Raw genomic sequence first — 17,558 nt, 5'->3', positions numbered from 1 at the left:
AAAAAGACCAAAACTGATTTAGTTTTGGTCTTTTTTTATTTTTTAAAGTTTCTTAGTTTCTAATTAAACTAAAATTACCAGCCTCTTCAATTACATTATTATCTTTGTCAATAATTTCTGCCTTAAACCAATAATTGTTAGAGATTAAGCTTTTACCATTATAAGTGCCATCCCAACCTAAGGAATTAAAATCTGTAATAGTACCAATTACTTTTCCATATCTATCAAATATCATTACGCTAATAGATTTAAATTCGTTTGCATCTATCCCTTTTATATTCCAATAGTCATTATCACCATCACCATTAGGTGTAAAGAACTTTTTAAAACCAATTACAGTAATATCTGCTTCTACTTGTTGTTCGCAACTATTGATATCTTTAACGTAAATGGTTCTTAAACCAGGTTCTACATTAGTAAATGTATAAGAAGTAGAGTTACCGTAAAAAGTAATGTTATCTAAAGAAAATTCGTAACTACTATTTCCGGTTAAATAAACATCAACAATATTATTGGTTTCATCTTCTGTATTAACTTCAATATTATCAAAAGTGGGCTTATCAGGGTTTATAACTGAAAAACTCTTAGTGTTTGAGCAAAGTAATCCGTTTTCTGATTTGTAAACAGTTAATGAAAATTCGCCAACAGCATCCAAAGTAAAATCTTGATTTATGCTAATAATATTACCAGTGTTATTTCTCCATTCAAAACGTTCATTAATATTATCAGCACTAATAATTACTGGGGGTTTTACACTTGGATCAAAACAAATGGTATAAGAATCTGCAATTGTTATTTTAGGTTCTGAATTTACAATTAAGTTTATAGGTTCTATACCTCCACAACCTAAAGATGTATCTGCTCTTACCCAAATTGTTGTTGTTGGAGATATAAATTTAAGCTCTCTTATTTCATTTTTATCGACTTCTGCACTATAAGTATCTGGATAAAAACGAAGGTTTGTACTTGTTGGTATTCCTAAATTAGTTCTAATTTCTTCTTCTTTAAGTTCTAAATTAAAGTTTCCATTTAAGCTATCATTTGGTAATGAACAAGTATATAAATTAGATATACTTTCAAGTTCTACAAAAACAGATTCGATTGTAAATTCAGCAAAATTGGAACATCCATAACTATTAAAAATTTTTGCATAAATGGTTTGTGGATTACTAATGTTGGTGTAATTTTCTGGATCTGCAATAGGATTATTACTTAAATAATCAGCATAACTTTCATAATAATATATTTCTAATCTATTACCAAGAGAAGTTAAATCATTACTAATGGTAGTTAAATTAAAAATATCTGTTCCATTATTGTCTAAATCGCATTGTACAATTTTTTGGTTATTATTTACTTGTGGTAAAGAGTAAATATTAATGTTTTTATTTACTGTAATTTGTCTATTGTTAATAGTAATTGTAGCTGTAATTTTATATTGTCCTGTTGATGTATATATATGTTCTGGAGAAATTTCTGAAGATGTTGTACCATCTCCTAAATCCCATTCTGCAGCAGTAATTTTTGCATAGGTATCAACTTCAAAAATAATATTGTTATTTATACACCCTTTTTCGGTTAGAATTCTTGTTCTAAAGTAAGATTGTACAAAGTTGGGTAACCCTAAAATAGATCTTCCATTTTGTAAATCAACATAATTTTCATTAAAGTTAGCCAAAGTTTTATCAGAGGTTTTTGGGGGATTAATTTGACTTAAGTAATGGCCACCTTCTATTTCGTTTCTAGAGGTTGTCATATAAATATTACCATCACTAGCCAATTGCATATAATTTCCATTAGAATATACATCAATATTATCTGTAACATTAACTACTTGTCTATCATCTAAATCATCAGTTTTAAATTGAAAAATAATATTTTCTTGATTATTAGAATTTATGGATTCTGCATATAGATATTTTGAATCTCGAGAAAACTCAATACCATGAGTTGTAGGAAATGGTTTAGAAGGAGTAAAGTCCTCAAAAACATTAATAATTTCTGTTGAGGTTATTTTTCCGGTTTCACTATCAAATTTTCCTAAATAAGCAGTAGAATTATTGCTCATTGCAATATATTCTCCATTAGGAGATATTTTTAATGATCCGTTATTCTCTAAAGTTTCTATTGGTAATTGTGATATAACTGGTGTTCGGTTAACTCCATTTTTATCTACTTTATATGCGTAAAAGGTATTAAAATTAGTACTTGCACTATCCTCTTTTCCATAGGTTAATACCCAAAAGTTTTTACCATCTTTGGCATGTACAGCAGCTAATTTTACTGAGACTAAATCATTAACTAAAGTATTTTTTTTAAATACAGCTCCTAAACCTTTATTTTGTGATAAATCTACAATAGAAAAATATAAACCAGGACCTACATGATCTGCCAAAGGGTTATTTGTAATACCTTTTAAAGTGAATAAATAATATAGGTTTTCGTTTTCTGGATTAGGAATTACAATACAACTTTGCAAAACTTCAACATCACTACCTAGTTTGCCTCCATTAGGAATTCCATAGTGATATTTATTAAAAACAAAAATTCCTTGAGTATAAAAAAGTAAATTACCATTTTTATCTGATATTGTTGTACTTCCTTTTGGGGCATGCATTTCACTGTCGTTTATAACTACAGGTTTTCCTTTAGCAAAATTTATATTAGCTAATTTACCAAAATACCAATTTTCAGTTTCTCTTTGCCCATAAGATAAATAAGTTATAAGCAGAAAAATTAGAACTAGTATTGTTCTTTTGTATAGCATAATTCTTTTTTGAGAATGATAAATTTTCTTTTTTATTGATGTAAGGTTGATTAGTATCAGCAGGAATAAATGTAATCTTGTGTCAATAATAATCAGATGGTATTGATTTATTCTAACCCAATATTGACTTTTTTTACGTTCTTAAACTGCTAATAATCTTTGTTTTGCATCCTAAATATGCTTCTAATTTAGAAAATAATTTTAATAACCCAAACCTTAGAGTATTTTTTAAGGTTTAATTATTTCTTACAAACCGAAAATTTTAGGGTTTTTAAATAATAGTTAAAAAGAAATTGAAATAATTTTTTGTTTTTTAAAAGTCTATTAGTTTCTAATTAAACTAAAATTACCAGCTTCTTCTATTATATTATCTTCTTTATCAATAATTTCTGCTTTAAACCAATAATTGTTTGAGATTAGGCTTTTACCATTATAAGTACCATCCCAACCTAAAGAATTAAAATCTGTAATTGAACCAATAACTTTTCCATATCTATCAAAAATCATTACACTAATAGACTTAAATTCGTTGGCATCTATCCCTTTAATATTCCAATAGTCATTATCTCCATCACCATTTGGTGTAAAGAACTTTTTAAAACCAATTACAGTAATATCTGCTTCAACTGGTTGTTCGCAATCATTTATATCTTTAACATAAATAGTTCTTAAACCAGGCTCTACATTAGTAAATGTATAAGAAGTTGAGTTACCGTAAAAAGTAATATTATCTAAAGAAAATTCGTAATTACTATTTCCGTTTAAATAAACTTCAACAATATTATTGGTTTCGTCTTCTGTGTTTACTAAGATGTTACCAAAAATGGCTTTTTCAGGATTTACAACTGTAAATGTTTTGGTGTTAGAACAAAGTAAACCATTTTCTGATTTGTAAACAGTTAATGAAAATTCACCTACAGCATCCAAAGTAAAATCTTGATTTATACTGATAATATCACCTTTACTATTTCTCCATTCAAAACGTTCGTTTATACTATCTGCAGAAATAATTACAGGCGGTTTTACACTAGGATCAAAACAGATGGTGTAACTATCTGCAATATTTATTTTAGGTTCTGTATTTACAATTAAATTTATAGGTTCTATACCTCCACAACCCAAAGAAGTATCTGCTCTTACCCAAATTGTTGTTGTTGGAGAAACAAAATTAAGCATCCTTAATTCATTTCTATTTGTTTGTGCACTATTTGAATCTGGATAAAATCTGAGGTTTGTAGTTGTAGGTATTCCTAAATTAGTTCTTATTTCTTCTTCTTTAAGCTCTAAGCTAAAACTACCATTTAAGCCATCATTAGGCAAAGAACATGAATACATATTAGAAATATTATCTAACTCCACAAACAACGATTCTATTGTAAATTCTGCTAAGCTAGAGCAACCATAACTATTAATTATATTTGCATAAATAGTTTGTGGATTACTGATGTTGGTATAATCTTCTGGATCTGCTATAGGATTATCATTTAAATAATCTGTATAAGTTTCATAATAATATATTTCTAATCTATTACCAAAAGGTGTTATATCATTACTAATAGTTGTTAAATTAAAGCTATCTGTACCATTATTATCAAAATCGCACTGAATTATTTTTTGATCTTCTATTACTTCAGGAGGTGAATAAATAGTAATGTTTTTATCTACAGTTATTTGTCTATTGTTTATGGTAATTGTTGCTGTAATTTTATATTGGCCAGCAGAAGTATATATATGTTCTGGGTAAATTTCTAAAGATGTTGTGCCATCACCAAAATCCCATTCTGCTGCAGTAATATTTGCATAAGTATCTACTTCAAAAAAAAGACTAGTATTTATACAATCATCTTCTGCTATTACTCTTGTTCTAAAATAAGATTGAACAAAGTTAGGTAAACCTAATATTGATTCTGCAGATAATAAATCAATAGTATTTTCATTAAAAGTAGCCAAAGTTTTATCTAGAGATTTTGGGGGTACAATTTGACTTAAATAATTACCTCCTTCAGTCTCACTTTTAGATGTTGTTAAGTAAATATTCCCATCCTTAGCCAATTGCATGTAATTTCCATTTGCATAAGCATCAATATTATCTGTAACATGAACTACTTGTCTATCATCTAAATCATCAGTTTTAAATTGAAAAATGGTGTTATTTCCATTGGGTATGTTTACAGATTCTACATAAACGTGTTTTGAATCTTGCGAAAATTCAATTGCGTGTATAGTTGGAAATGGCCTTGGAGGAAAAAAACCTTCTAAAACACTTAAAAAATCTGTTGAAGTTATACTACCAGTTTCAGTATTAAAATTGGCAAATATAGCAGTATTATTATTGCTCATTGCTATGTATTCTCCATTAGGAGATACTTTTAAAGCTCCATTATTTTCACTAGCAGGAATAGTTATTTCTGATGTAACTGGAGTTCTATTTACTCCTGTTTCATCAATTTTATATGCATAAAATGTATTGTAATTAATACTAGATGAATTTTCTTTACCAAAAGTAATAACCCAAAAAGATTTACCATCTTTAGCATGTACAGCTGTAAGTTTTTCTGACGCTAAAGAAGTTAATGCTGTATTTTTTTTTGTTACTGCACCTAGGCCTCCATTTTGTGATAAATCTATTGTTGAGAAATATAGACCTGGAGCTATTGCAGCACCCAAAGGAGGTGTGTCATTAGTAACTTTTAAAGTAAAAAGATAATAGATGTTTTCATCATCTGGATTTGGAATAATAATACAACTTTGCAATACTTCATCATCACTTGCTAATAAAGCACCATTTTGCATTCCGAAATGATTTTTATTAAATACATAAACACCATCCGTATAAAATAATAAGTTTCCATTTTTATCAGAAATTGAGGTACTACCTTTTGGGGTAGATAAATTTCCATCATTTATTACTACAGGTTTTCCGTTTGCAAAATTAAGACTAGCTAAATTACCAAAATACCAATTATCAGTTTCTCTTTGTCCGTAAGTAAAATAAGTTATAAATAAACAGAGTAGAACTAAAGTTGGTCTTTTGTATAGCATATTTTTTATTTTCTCATTAGAGAGAAATTTCCTTTTTTATTAATAATTGGTCTGCCCGAATTTTCAGGCGGTACAAGTGTAATATTATACCAGTAATCATCAGAAGGTAGTAGTTTTCCTTGATACATTCCATCCCAACCTTGGCTGTCTATAGGTTCTTGTGCCACTAATTTACCATATCTATTAAAAATATTGATACTCGCATTTGGATAAAATGTTTTATTGGCTCCTTTTACTACCCAAGCAAAATTGGCAATTGGTAAAGGATTTACAATTAGATTAAAAGAAGTATGATCTGTAAAACAACCAGTTGTATTATTTGTAACACGAACATAAATTGGTTGAGAATCGCGAATTGTGTTTTCAAAAGGAGAAGTTAATTCGTCAATTCCAGAATTAGCATCAGTTTTAGAATCGTGATAGGTTACAGTAAAATCAGCAGAATTTTGACCATTTAAAATGTCTGTTGTTTGAGATTCTAAATCAAAATATTGTACAATTCCGTTTGCAGTATCACCATCTAAAACGTCATCACATAATTCTAAATCTGGAACTATTTCAGCTGTTGGTACTGAATTTGTTTTTAAGTATAACTCTCCTGTTCCAGAACAATTATTATTGTTTTTGTTTGTAATTTTAAAATAGATTGTTTGTCTTGTTATGTTTGATGGATATGCTGTGTTTCTATAATTAGATATGTCTACAATAGCATTGATTACAGCAGTTCTGTCTTCTGTAGTTTCGTAGTAAGAAACTTCTAAATCAGGTTGTAATAGAACTGGGAAAAATGCTAAAATTTCAGTATTTGCATCACTAAAATCAAAATTAGTAATTCCATCAGTATCATCATTTAAAGTACCATCTGTTCCATCTTTTTGTAAAAAATCATCACAAACAGCAGGAAACTCTTTATAATAAATAACATCTGCAGAAGCTTCTACAGATAAATTTATTTTAGAAATACGATAACAATTTTGATCTGAAATTGTTCTAACCCAAGCTTCACCAGTTTGATTTACAGGATAACGTAATTTATCAGCAACTTCTGGAGTGCCAGCAATTGCATCTGTTTCTGTTGCAAAGTATTCAAAAGTTTCATTCTGGGAATTGGTAGAAATACTAATTTCAGCTTCTGTTAGATTTACTGTAGAAACTCTATCTAAATCATCATCACATTGTAACAAATCTACTTCTTGAGTTGTATCTGGTAATGAATCTACAATTAATTCTATACTTGTATTGGCATCATAACAACCAAAATTATCTTTATTTTCTACTCTAATATATAGAGTTTGTGAGTTAGTAACTGAATAATTTGAGTCTTTATCAACAATTGTTGCAACATCATTATTTTCTGCTCCAATTTGAGTGGTGTGATAACTTATAAGATATTGAGTACTATTTAAAGAACCTAAAATTTCAGAATCTTTAGTATTTAATAAAAAGGTATTTACAATTCCATCAGTATCACTAGAACTTTCTGTGTTATCACAAATTCGATAAGGTTGTGGTTGTGTTGGTGTTGGGTAATCTGTTACAGCTAAAACAAAATCAGTAATTGCAAAACAAGCATCTATAGCATTAGTGTTTTGAACTCTAGCATAAATAGTTTCAGAAGAAAATGCAGTAGGATTACTATAAGGATTTGGTAAAGGGTTGTTACCAGAATTGGCATCATCTAATGTGTTAAAATATAAAACATCAAAAACTTTTGGGTCTAAACCATCTAATATTTCATTATTTAAATCTGCTTGAAAATCAAACTTATTAAAACCATTTCTATCTATATCACAAAAATAAATATCATCAGGTTTGTTAGCATAAGCAGCTTCAAAAACTTCTACATTAAAAGTTCCATTATATTGCGTAACTACACCACAATCATCTGTTATTTCTATCTTTAAAGCATATTCTCCTGCATTAGAAAGTTGAATGTTGGTTAAAACTAAGGTTCCTGGGTTTGTTGTAGGTGTAATATCTGTAGGCGGATTAATACCATCATCAAACGTCCAACTATAAGTAGCTCCAGTTCCTGTAATGTCTTCAGAAATAATGGTTTTATCTTGACCAATACAAAATTGTGCGTCTGTATTATTAATAGATACATTAGTGTCAGTATCTAAAATTTCGATAGGTAATAATAATGATGATATAAATGGAGGCAAACCTTCATCTGTAAGTCTACCATTTAAATTTACTGCATTTTCTGTGTAAACAACTTTATCAGCATCTTCATCTGGATTTTCTATAACATCTAGAAAAAAGGAATCAGGAATGGATGCATATATTTTACCATCAGGAGCTAACTGTAAAGCACCTCTATATCCGTTTCTATTTACAATTGTTTTTTTGCTTGCTGCAATATTACTACTCTCTAAATCAAATTGAAAAACAGAAAAACCTCCATTATAACTAGAGGCATATAGTTTGTTAGATTGAGGAGAAAAAGAAACTCCATAAGGAGATTCTCCTGAAAATCTTGAAATTAATGTTTCTGATGAAAATTGATCAACTTTACCAGTTGCATTATCAAAATCGAATAAAACTAAACTACCACTTATATTACTTCCTGAAGAATTAAAATCTGCAAAAGCAATTTTTTTTCCATTGGGTGATACTTGTAAATACCCTCTTTTATCAGAAGCAGAAAAATTTACTTGACTTGTTATTATATTACTGATGTCAACTCCAGCATCTGTAATTTTATAACTATAAAAAGTGTTTCCAGCATAAGATACTACCCAATAAACATTACAATCAGCTCCTTTAACAGCAGCTACTTTTTCAGACCAAATACTGCTATTGTCTGTATTTGTGTTAGGATTAATAGCTAAATTTGTAGGCCCTCTAGTTATCTCTCCTAAGCCACTATTTTTAGACATATCTATAGTGTAAAAATTAAAACCTGGATTCGGATTATTTGCACTACCAACAAAATCTGTACCAACTGTAAATAAATAATAAATAGTAGTTGAGCCAGGTTTAGGTATAATCATACCAGATTGTGTACTAGATGGGTTTCCTTTTAAATTATTAGCCAAACTACCATCAGAATAAGTCATTAAACGATGCTCTTTAGTGTAAACTTCAATACCATCAGAATAAAAGAGTAATTCTCCAGTAGGAGAAGAGAATGAAGAACAACCTTCATCTGTATTTATTTGACCGTCTGTAAGTGCTGTTGGTGGACTAGTACTAAAATCTAAACCAGCATTTTGACCAAAATACCAAATGTTAGCTTCTTTTTGAGAGAATAAATTAATTGTAAAAATAAATATAAAAAAAGGTAATAATTTCTTCATTTAAGAATTTTAGAAAAATAAGAGTTCAAATATATTTAAAAAGTATTGAAAAATATTTTTTTTAACAATGTTAAATACTAATGATTTTAAAGTTTAAGTAAGATTTTTCTTAAAAAAGTAAAAATAATTGTAACAAAATTTAAATTTTGACAACATATATTTAGTGATAATATTATTTCTTATACTAAAAAAAAATAACGAAATTGCTTGTCTAAAAATTGTACAACCTTAAAAACTAAAAAAATATGTCTGATGATTTTGATTTATTAGAAACTAATTCTGCTGAAAAAACTGAAAAGGTAGATGTAAATTGGGGTAAAGCTGTAGATACTATGAAGTCTAAATTGGCTCAAGAAGATGACCCTCAACAACGTCAAAAAATCTTAAATGCTACCTTAGATGATGTTGTGCACATGGCAGAAAAAGATAGAACAACGCTTTTAGATGCAATTAAAGACCTTACAGATTATCAAGATGAAGTTGGTATAATGTTCGAAAAGTTTTCGGCATTAAACCCAACAGAACAAAAAGTTATAGATGATGCTCAAAAAGAACTAGAAAGAGCAAGAATTGAATTAGAAGATGCACAAAACAAACCAGATACTTGGTGGAATAACCTTTGGGGACGTAAATCGAAGATTAAAAAAGAAGAAGTTGAGTTTGCAGAAGCAGAAAAAATTAGATCAGGAGCTGATAATAAAGCGAAAGCAATGTTTCAACAACGTATAGAAAGTGCAGATATTCAAACATTATTGAGCGAACTCTCTTACAAATCTCAAGCCGCTGTTAGTCGTTTAAAAAATAGAGAGGTAGAAATTAAAGAAGTAGAAGAAAAGTTAAAAACTGCTATAGTAGAGGCTTCTAAAAACCATACCAAAGCTTTAGAAAAAAAGAAAGAAATAGAAGGTAAGTTAGAAGAGCAATATGCTTTATTAAAACAATCTCGTCAAGAATTAGATGAAATTGCAGACAAACAATCTACAGAATATTCAGAAGCCATAGGTAAAGTAACCACTTTTGAGCAAAAAGTAGAAGAGTTAGAAGGTCTTAAAAATGCGTATACAACATTAGCTGCCTCAAAAGATAGTTTTGTGCATAAACATAATTTAACCATTAAAGTATTAACTTCTTTACGTTCTAATTTACAAACACACAGAGCAAAATTAAAGTCAGATACTGAAGAGAGATTAAAGTATTATGATGGATATGTAGTTGCCTTAAAAGCAAGAACAGATCAAGAATTTGCGGCTATTTTAGAACACTTAGGAGTAAAAACCGATGAACATATAGGTGCAACTTTAGCGTCAATGCATTCTGCAAGTGCCAGAGCTCGTCAAGAAATGATGGATAATATTCCTGTTCACGAAAAAGTAATGAAAGGTGTGTACAGCACTTATGCAGAAGCGTTACAAGAAATTAGAGAAAAGGATGGAGACATTCAAAAGAACTTTGCAGACAGATATGGAATTGATATGAAAGAGATTTTCGAAGATTTCTATAAAGCTGATAAAGAAACTCCAGTTTTAGAAGATAATTCCACAACAGAAGCACCTAAAAAAGAGGTTTCTGATGATGATATGTTAAGCTAATTTTTAAAAGAAAATTATTTGAAGGGCGTTTCCCTGATGAAAAATCAGGGTCAGGCTTTCCATTATATCTTTTTTCAGAAAAAGAAAAAAGGATGCCATTTCAATCCTTAACTCAGGCTTCTTTAAAAAGGTAGTTCATTTTAAATAGCTAAAAGAATATCAAATTAGATTATGGAAGAGTTTTTAAGAAAAATAAAACTAATTGACAATTTTTCAATTTCGTTAAATACAAATAAAAATGATTTTGTTACAGCTTTGAGAAAGAACGTTGATGAAGATGATATTGATAGTCTTTTTTCTAGTGCTTTTGAAATTTTCTCACAAAGTAAAAACGTTTTTAAGGGTAGAGCAAATCACTCAGGGTTTAAAATAAGAAAACGTAAAAGGTTTTTTGATAGGCAGTTTGGTTTTGCAAAAGCTACAGGAAATTATAGAGAAAAGGATGATAAATTAATAGTTACTGGACAAATAAAATCTTGGAATAATTTTATGTATTTCTTTTTTGGTTTTGCAATACTGATTTATACAGTTTTTATACTAAGCTTTTTTTTTAATGCAAATTCTTTTGATGATGGAAGTTATATTGCAATTCCATTTATAATTATTCACGCTGCTTTTATGTTTGGTATTCCATATTTTGCAATGAGGAGTGGTTTAAAAAAACTGAAACGAGATTTAGAAAGAGAATTTCACTTTATTGTTAGTAAAAATAACCATTTATAAATGATAACAACACCTTTAGATTCTGCTGTTTTAAACACCAAAGAACAATACGTTTTTTATCACAAAATGGTAGATTTTGTTTTAAAAGAAATCATTGTAAGAATACAACAAGAGCAATTGTGCAGCCAGCAAGAAGTGGTGTTTTTTAAGCAATATTCAGATTTACTTTTATATTCTATTGAAGCAATGCGTATTAAGTATATGTATGATGAAGAGGATAATATGAAAGTAGATTTAACAGATTCTGGTTTTCCTAATTATTTAGAGTTTAGATATCTGTATAACGATTTAGAGCTTAGAAAACAATACTTAGATAAATTAGTAGATACAAGTATTTTAAAAGAACAATTTTTAGATACGCTTTTAAGAAAAAAGAAACCAATTAAAAAAACAGAATTATTTAAAGCATCATCAATAATTTATTACACTTCTGTAGAAAGACAATACATCTTTAATCGCTTTGTGCAAGGTAAAATTTTAGAGGCTCCAAAAGATGCAAATTATGATTATGTAACAAGCTGGAGTTTTTACGATGTTAGTCATAATAGACCATTTATCTGTTTTATGTATTTCAATTACGATGGAAATAATGCGATTAAGGATAAAGAAAAAATTTATCAAACTTTAAAAGAAAGTGCAGATAGAGAAATGTCTTTAGACACAATGGCTTATAATATTGATAGAAAATTAACAGGAATTCAACCCAAACACATCAAAAGAATAGATCTTGGACCTTTACACAACGTTTTTGCTAAGGATGAAAATCTAATTACTCACGCAATTTTAGGCGGGATTTCGAGCAAAACAGTTTCTTTAGAGTCTTACGCTGTATCATTAACTATTGATGAAGTTTTTTCTGGAGACACATTTACAGAAGGCGGATTTTTCTCAAAACAGACAATGCAAAAATGGAGTGATGTTATCAAACAAAAATACCTTTTTGCACCACATAGAATTATTCAACTTTTGCACAATCAAATTCCTAGGTCACTAGATAATTTAGCCAAAGAACCTATTCAAATGGCAAATTTGAAAGTTAAATAAAATTTGAAAAAGAATTACAAAATTAGTAAGTGGCTAACAGCCAAAATCAAATTGCTAAAAGCTAAAAAAAAATGGAACACAACTCAACTTTCCCTATAAAACAAAATGAATTAGATATGCTTCGTGATGAAGCTACAGATTATATAAAATCCGTTCAATGGGAGCAAGGTAATAAAGCAAAAAGTAGGGAAAAAGATGCGAAAGACGATTCTATTTTACTGTATTTATCAAGAGCAAATAATGGAAGTAATGTAGAAATTACATCTGTTTCTAAAACCATTTTAGCACTTAAAAAAAGATTATTGCCAGATTCAATTGCAATTCCTGTGCATTTAAATCAGACTTTATTTGCAGTGCAAGAAGGCTTAACTTTAGGAATTTGGATTAAAGATTCCTATTATGATGCATCAGGTTTATCTTCTTTAAACGAACGTAAATCAGCATTAAATTCATCCCAAAAAAGAGAGTTCGAAAGTAAATTACAAACAGCAACAGCATTTCAATTATTTGCAACTGCTTATAAAATTTTGCACGATTTAAAACCTGTTGCTTCAGATGATTTATCTGTAATGAAACAAAAGTTTGCAGGTATTCCAGAAGTATCATTTTTATCACCTTTAAAAGGAATTGCTTGTGCTTTATTTTATTTTGATAAATACCTTGGGCATCCAGAAATCATAAAATCAGATAAAGATGTTATCGATTTTACAGTAGTGTATTTCGAAGCTTTAATTGATGAAATTCAGTTACGTAAAAGTAGTTTAGAACACACAGAAACCATTGTTGATAGAACATACAAACTAGAAAATTCTGATTTTGCAGTTTCTGGTTGGGAAAATGTTTTTCAGGGTACAGCAAAAAGTGTTGAATTTAATAAAATTCAATTCGAGCAAATTGTAGGTAACAAAGATGCCAAACATTTTGCACGTAGATTAACAGAAAGAATGCTGAGTTATGATTTTGAGGCACAGAAAAATCCGTTTCAAGAATTAGGTGGATTTATGCCTGTTTTTATGGGATATGGAATTCCAGGAACAGGAAAATCGATGCTAATTGCAGCCATAGCCACTCGTTTAAAAGAACATTGTGACAATTTAGATATTCCGTTTTTATTTCATCCAATGCCTGACACGTTAATCTCAACTTTTCAAGGAGGTTCTGCAGAAAAAATGGTAGAATGGATGAAACCTATGCAAGATCCTACAAAAATAATTTTTGCGCCTATTGATGATGCAGAAAATAATTTACAAGAAAGAACTGCACAAGGTGTTTCTGCAGGAGTTAAGGAAGTTATTGGAGTTTTTTTAAGATATACAGAAGGTGCTTATGCCGTAAATTATGGAAATTCTTCAGTAGGTTTATTTACCAATTTGCCAGAAATGTTAGACAAGGCTGTAATTTCTAGAATTCAAGGTAGATTTAAGATTGATGGAGCAAGAACTGAGCACGATTTTTTAGATCAAGATTACATTTGGTGGAAGAAATTTGAAAAAACAATTCCAGATTTTGTGAATATGCAAAATCCTAAAAATTATGATTTTTTACAAGATCAAGGTTTAACCAAAAGTATGGGCGAAATTCTAAATGCAATAGAGAAACCATCAGAAGCAAGGGTTTTAGAAGCCTATGACAAAGCAAGTCAGAATCATAAAACCAACGAACATTCGTTTTTTGCAAGTTTGTATAAAGAAATTCAAAATATATTTCCATTCTTTTCATCTAGAGATGTTAGAAACATTCAGTCTGCAATTTCTTTGCGATTAACAGATTTTGATTTAGAACAAGATTGGTTCGATAATCCTGGAATTTACTTTAAAAAAGATTATCAAACGAAGTTTAATATGTTACAAGAATTAATGAAAGCCAATATGAAAGGCCTCGATTTTTCTGAAATTAGAAGACAAGAAGTTGTTAGATATTTAGACAATGTTGCAACTATTGCAGATACCGATTTTAAACGTAAAGTTGATGCAAGAGTAAATCAATTAAATATAGATTTAGAAGCGAGAGAACAATTTGAGAAAAAATAATATGAAAGAAGATAAATCGAGAATAAATAATTCTACTCTCCAAAAGATAAAGACTAACTTGTTAGAAAGTAACCTTTTTAAGTTTGTTTTTGGAATAATTAGCTTCATTGCAACTATCCTTACGATTTATGCATTCATATATGATAAAAAATCAAATTTAGAGTTTGAAATTTTATCTAATATCAATGTATTAGATTTAAAAGAAGATATTGGGAAATTAGACATTCTTTATGATAGTACTAGCTTAAAAACTACAAAGTCAAACTTAAAAGTTTATACATTAAAGCTTATAAATAATGGAGATAGAGAGATTTTAATTGAATATTTTGATAAAAGAGCGCCAATAGGTATAAAAGTTAAATCAGGAAAAATTATAGAAAAACCTGAACTAATAGATTCTAACAGTAAATATTTAGAAGATTATTTTCGTATTAATTTACTAGATGAACAAAAAGTTGAATTTAATCAATTAATATTTGAACCTAATGATTTTTTAATCATTAAGTTTTTGGTTTTACATAATATAGAAGAAGAACCAAAACTTATGTCTCTTGGTAAAATTGCTGGTCAAAAAGATATTTTTTTATCTGAAGTTAAAGATAAAAAGGAAGATATTGGATATATAAATAATGTTTTCGAGGGTAATATTTGGATACAGTTTGCTAGAGGAACATTTTTTCTTTTTTTTTGGATAGTTATTCTGATTATTATTATTTATACATTAAATAAAATAAAATTTTTTCAAAAATTAAAAAAGAGAAAAAAAATAGTTGAAGAGTTTAAAAAAGAAAATATTGATAAATTTAATTACGGGCATGAAATTATCTTTAAGAGGTATATTGAAGATGGAGAAAAAATTATCAGTGAATATTTTAAAATAATAAAAAAGGAAAATGTTTCCATTAAAAATATTAGTGGGAAATTTTCTGAAATTTTTGGAGAAAATTATATTGAGAATTCAGAACTAATACATCAAATGATTTCAGAAGGATATTATTATAAATCAAATGGTAAAATAATTCCTAATAAAGGTCTCATTGATGTATTTAATAAGTTTCAAATTTTTTTAGTAAATAAAAATATTCTTTTTGATTGGAATATTAAATGGAAAGATTTGCAAAATGAAGAGAATAATGAATAAAAAGAAAATAAATAACGTTTCATCAACCTTAAAATCGAATGGTTGGGGAAAATTAGAAGACATTAATTTTGACTATACTTTTGAGAGTGGAACATCAAAAAACCTAACTTTCGAGATTTATGGTAAAAGTGATGGGATTGCCATTTTGTTATTCAATCCTAAAACTAATAAAGTAATTTTATCCAAACAATTTAGAGTACCTGTTTATGTTCACGGAATTTCTGATGGATTTTCGATTGAAGTTGTTGGTGGTGCAATAGATGAAAATGAATCTCCAGAAAGTGCTGCTATTCGCGAAACTGAAGAAGAGGTTGGATACAAAATAGATAAAGTTAAAAGAATAAGTACGGTTTTTTTATCTCCAGGTATTGTAAACGAAAAAGTGCATCTTTTTATTGGTGAATATTCTGATGAAAATAAAACCGAAAATGGAGGAGGAGTATTAGCAGAAGATGAAGAAATAGAAGTGTTAGAAACTGAATTCTCAGACGCGTTAAAAATGATAGCAACCGAAGAAATTATTGATGCAAGAACAATTATGTTATTGCAATATTTACAGATTAATAAGTTAATGTAAAATTAATTATGAGATTCCTGCGTAAGCAGGAATGACAAAAAGGAATGCAAAAACTAATAAAAGCAAATTTATACAGAAGCGAACTAATTCCCATCAGCGGAAAATTAGTAGAACGTTATAATAAATGTTTAGAAAAATTAGGTTTTACAAAAACCAAATTGACTTCATTTTCTATAGACGGAATTGGTTGGAGCCCAGAAATTGCAGAAGAAAAAAATGAGGTATTTTATTTAAATAATGGTGAAGCAAATCCGCATGCAATAATAATTACACCTTTGCAAAAAGGTTTGCCAATTTACAATCCTTTTCATTCTTTTGATGTAGAATTAATGAAATTAGTGTTTAGAACACACTCAAAAAAAATTCAAAATATAACAAGAGATTCTGCACTTTGTATTGATTTTGATCAAAGTATTGATGTATTTTACGAACCTTTAGATGTATTAAAATATATAGATGTAGAAATCAAATTTCATTTAATAGATAATTTGCACAAAGCAAAAAAAGAGCAATTAAAACTAATAGAAGCGTTTCATAAAGACAATAATTTTATTGATGAAAATTTACATCAAAAATTATTAAAATCAGCAAAAAAATATGGTGATTTAAGAGAAAGAGATATTAGTTTAGAGTCTATTATTTATACATCAGATTCATTTTATACCAAGGCGTTTGGAGGTATTTATTTGTTAAGAAACTTTATAACTCCAATTCTAGTTTTTGAGGATAAAGAAGCATATAAAGAAGCAATTAACGACACCACTTACGATGTTTTGATGTTTCATATTTCACAACCAGAATTGATTACACAATTAAGAGATCACGTAATTATTGAATGCGATTTAACTAAGGAAGTTACCTCAAAAAGATATGAACGAATTAAGAAATTTATTTTCGGAGAAGCTTTAAAAGAAACACAACATCCGGTAAACGATATTTTAAAAGACAAAATGTTATTTAAAAGTTATTTGAATAAGGTTGATATAAAAACACGAAAAAAAGTAATGAGTGTAGAACGATATTTGGAGAAAAAACAAATCAATCCAGATATTAAAATTAAGGATATTGTAGATGAAGAATTTTATTTTTCATTACACAAACCACATTCATCATTAAGACCAAATCATCAAGATTTAATTTGGAAATTACTAATTAATATAGCTCCAAAAGATGTATTGTTTTGGTATTGGTATGACAAAGAAGATTTTTATCAGAACTTTAAAACCTGGCAAGAATCAAAAAAAGATTGGGTTGTAGAAACGATTATGAGTGAGTTTTAGATTTAAATATTGACGATAGAAGTTTAAATTGAAAAATGAAGTTGAATCTAGAAAATTGTATAT

At 28.4% G+C, this 17,558-nt stretch carries 10 protein-coding genes; 7 read left to right on the top strand and 3 right to left on the bottom strand.

The genetic code is table 11. The features are described 5' to 3' along the window. Positions 1-52: 52 nt before the first annotated feature. The 3 genes from ACJJVK_RS16980 to ACJJVK_RS16970 form a co-directional block, all read right to left on the bottom strand. Positions 53-2,767, bottom strand: a complete 2,715-nt coding sequence (locus ACJJVK_RS16980) for a T9SS type B sorting domain-containing protein (RefSeq protein ID WP_405568263.1) — start codon at positions 2,765-2,767, stop codon at positions 53-55. Between the two features lie 324 nt (positions 2,768-3,091). Then, positions 3,092-5,809: a T9SS type B sorting domain-containing protein gene (locus ACJJVK_RS16975; protein WP_405568261.1), complete on the bottom strand. Its 2,718-nt coding sequence runs from the start codon at positions 5,807-5,809 to the stop codon at positions 3,092-3,094. Positions 5,810-5,814: 5 nt separating this feature from the next. Next, a complete protein-coding gene (locus ACJJVK_RS16970) occupies positions 5,815-9,111 on the bottom strand; it encodes a T9SS type B sorting domain-containing protein (protein WP_405568257.1) in 3,297 nt (1,098 codons plus the stop codon). A gap of 245 nt (positions 9,112-9,356) precedes the next feature. Between ACJJVK_RS16970 and ACJJVK_RS16965 the strand changes: the two genes are divergently transcribed. The 7 genes from ACJJVK_RS16965 to ACJJVK_RS16935 all read left to right on the top strand — a co-directional run bounded on the left by ACJJVK_RS16965 (position 9,357) and on the right by ACJJVK_RS16935 (position 17,495). After that, positions 9,357-10,700: a microtubule-binding protein gene (locus ACJJVK_RS16965; RefSeq protein ID WP_405568254.1), complete on the top strand. Its 1,344-nt coding sequence runs from the start codon at positions 9,357-9,359 to the stop codon at positions 10,698-10,700. A 171-nt stretch (positions 10,701-10,871) separates the two neighbouring features. Next, entirely contained in the window at positions 10,872-11,423 is a 552-nt protein-coding gene (locus ACJJVK_RS16960; RefSeq protein ID WP_405568252.1) for a hypothetical protein, read from the top strand. Continuing rightward, complete coding sequence (locus ACJJVK_RS16955) at positions 11,424-12,467, top strand: hypothetical protein (protein WP_405568250.1); 1,044 nt, start codon at positions 11,424-11,426, stop codon at positions 12,465-12,467. It abuts the gene before it with no gap. A gap of 71 nt (positions 12,468-12,538) precedes the next feature. Then, entirely contained in the window at positions 12,539-14,497 is a 1,959-nt protein-coding gene (locus tag ACJJVK_RS16950; RefSeq protein WP_405568248.1) for an AAA family ATPase, read from the top strand. 1 nt (position 14,498) lies between these two features. Beyond that, complete coding sequence (locus ACJJVK_RS16945) at positions 14,499-15,638, top strand: hypothetical protein (protein ID WP_405568245.1); 1,140 nt, start codon at positions 14,499-14,501, stop codon at positions 15,636-15,638. Next, complete coding sequence (locus tag ACJJVK_RS16940) at positions 15,631-16,215, top strand: NUDIX domain-containing protein (protein ID WP_405568243.1); 585 nt, start codon at positions 15,631-15,633, stop codon at positions 16,213-16,215. Before ACJJVK_RS16945 ends, ACJJVK_RS16940 begins: the two co-directional genes overlap by 8 nt. Before the next feature lie 44 nt (positions 16,216-16,259). Further along, the gene (locus ACJJVK_RS16935; protein WP_405568240.1) at positions 16,260-17,495 is read left to right on the top strand and encodes a DUF6638 family protein; all 1,236 of its coding nucleotides are present in this window, start codon (positions 16,260-16,262) and stop codon (positions 17,493-17,495) included. The last annotated feature ends 63 nt before the right edge of the window (positions 17,496-17,558 follow it).

Source organism: Polaribacter sp. Asnod6-C07 (assembly GCF_045063625.1).
Lineage (GTDB): Bacteria > Bacteroidota > Bacteroidia > Flavobacteriales > Flavobacteriaceae > Polaribacter > Polaribacter vadi_A.
Note: the sequence above shows the minus strand (reverse complement) of the source record. Positions and strands in the feature narration are given on the sequence as shown.

Bases quoted from the DNA above. Each gene is read 5' to 3' on its own strand.
- ACJJVK_RS16980 (WP_405568263.1), bottom strand. From the start codon at position 2,767: ATGCTATACAAAAGAACAATACTAGTTCTAATTTTTCTGCTTATAACT.
- ACJJVK_RS16975 (WP_405568261.1), bottom strand. From the start codon at position 5,809: ATGCTATACAAAAGACCAACTTTAGTTCTACTCTGTTTATTTATAACT.
- ACJJVK_RS16970 (WP_405568257.1), bottom strand. From the start codon at position 9,111: ATGAAGAAATTATTACCTTTTTTTATATTTATTTTTACAATTAATTTA.
- ACJJVK_RS16965 (WP_405568254.1), top strand. From the start codon at position 9,357: ATGTCTGATGATTTTGATTTATTAGAAACTAATTCTGCTGAAAAAACT.
- ACJJVK_RS16960 (WP_405568252.1), top strand. From the start codon at position 10,872: ATGGAAGAGTTTTTAAGAAAAATAAAACTAATTGACAATTTTTCAATT.
- ACJJVK_RS16955 (WP_405568250.1), top strand. From the start codon at position 11,424: ATGATAACAACACCTTTAGATTCTGCTGTTTTAAACACCAAAGAACAA.
- ACJJVK_RS16950 (WP_405568248.1), top strand. From the start codon at position 12,539: ATGGAACACAACTCAACTTTCCCTATAAAACAAAATGAATTAGATATG.
- ACJJVK_RS16945 (WP_405568245.1), top strand. From the start codon at position 14,499: ATGAAAGAAGATAAATCGAGAATAAATAATTCTACTCTCCAAAAGATA.
- ACJJVK_RS16940 (WP_405568243.1), top strand. From the start codon at position 15,631: ATGAATAAAAAGAAAATAAATAACGTTTCATCAACCTTAAAATCGAAT.
- ACJJVK_RS16935 (WP_405568240.1), top strand. From the start codon at position 16,260: ATGCAAAAACTAATAAAAGCAAATTTATACAGAAGCGAACTAATTCCC.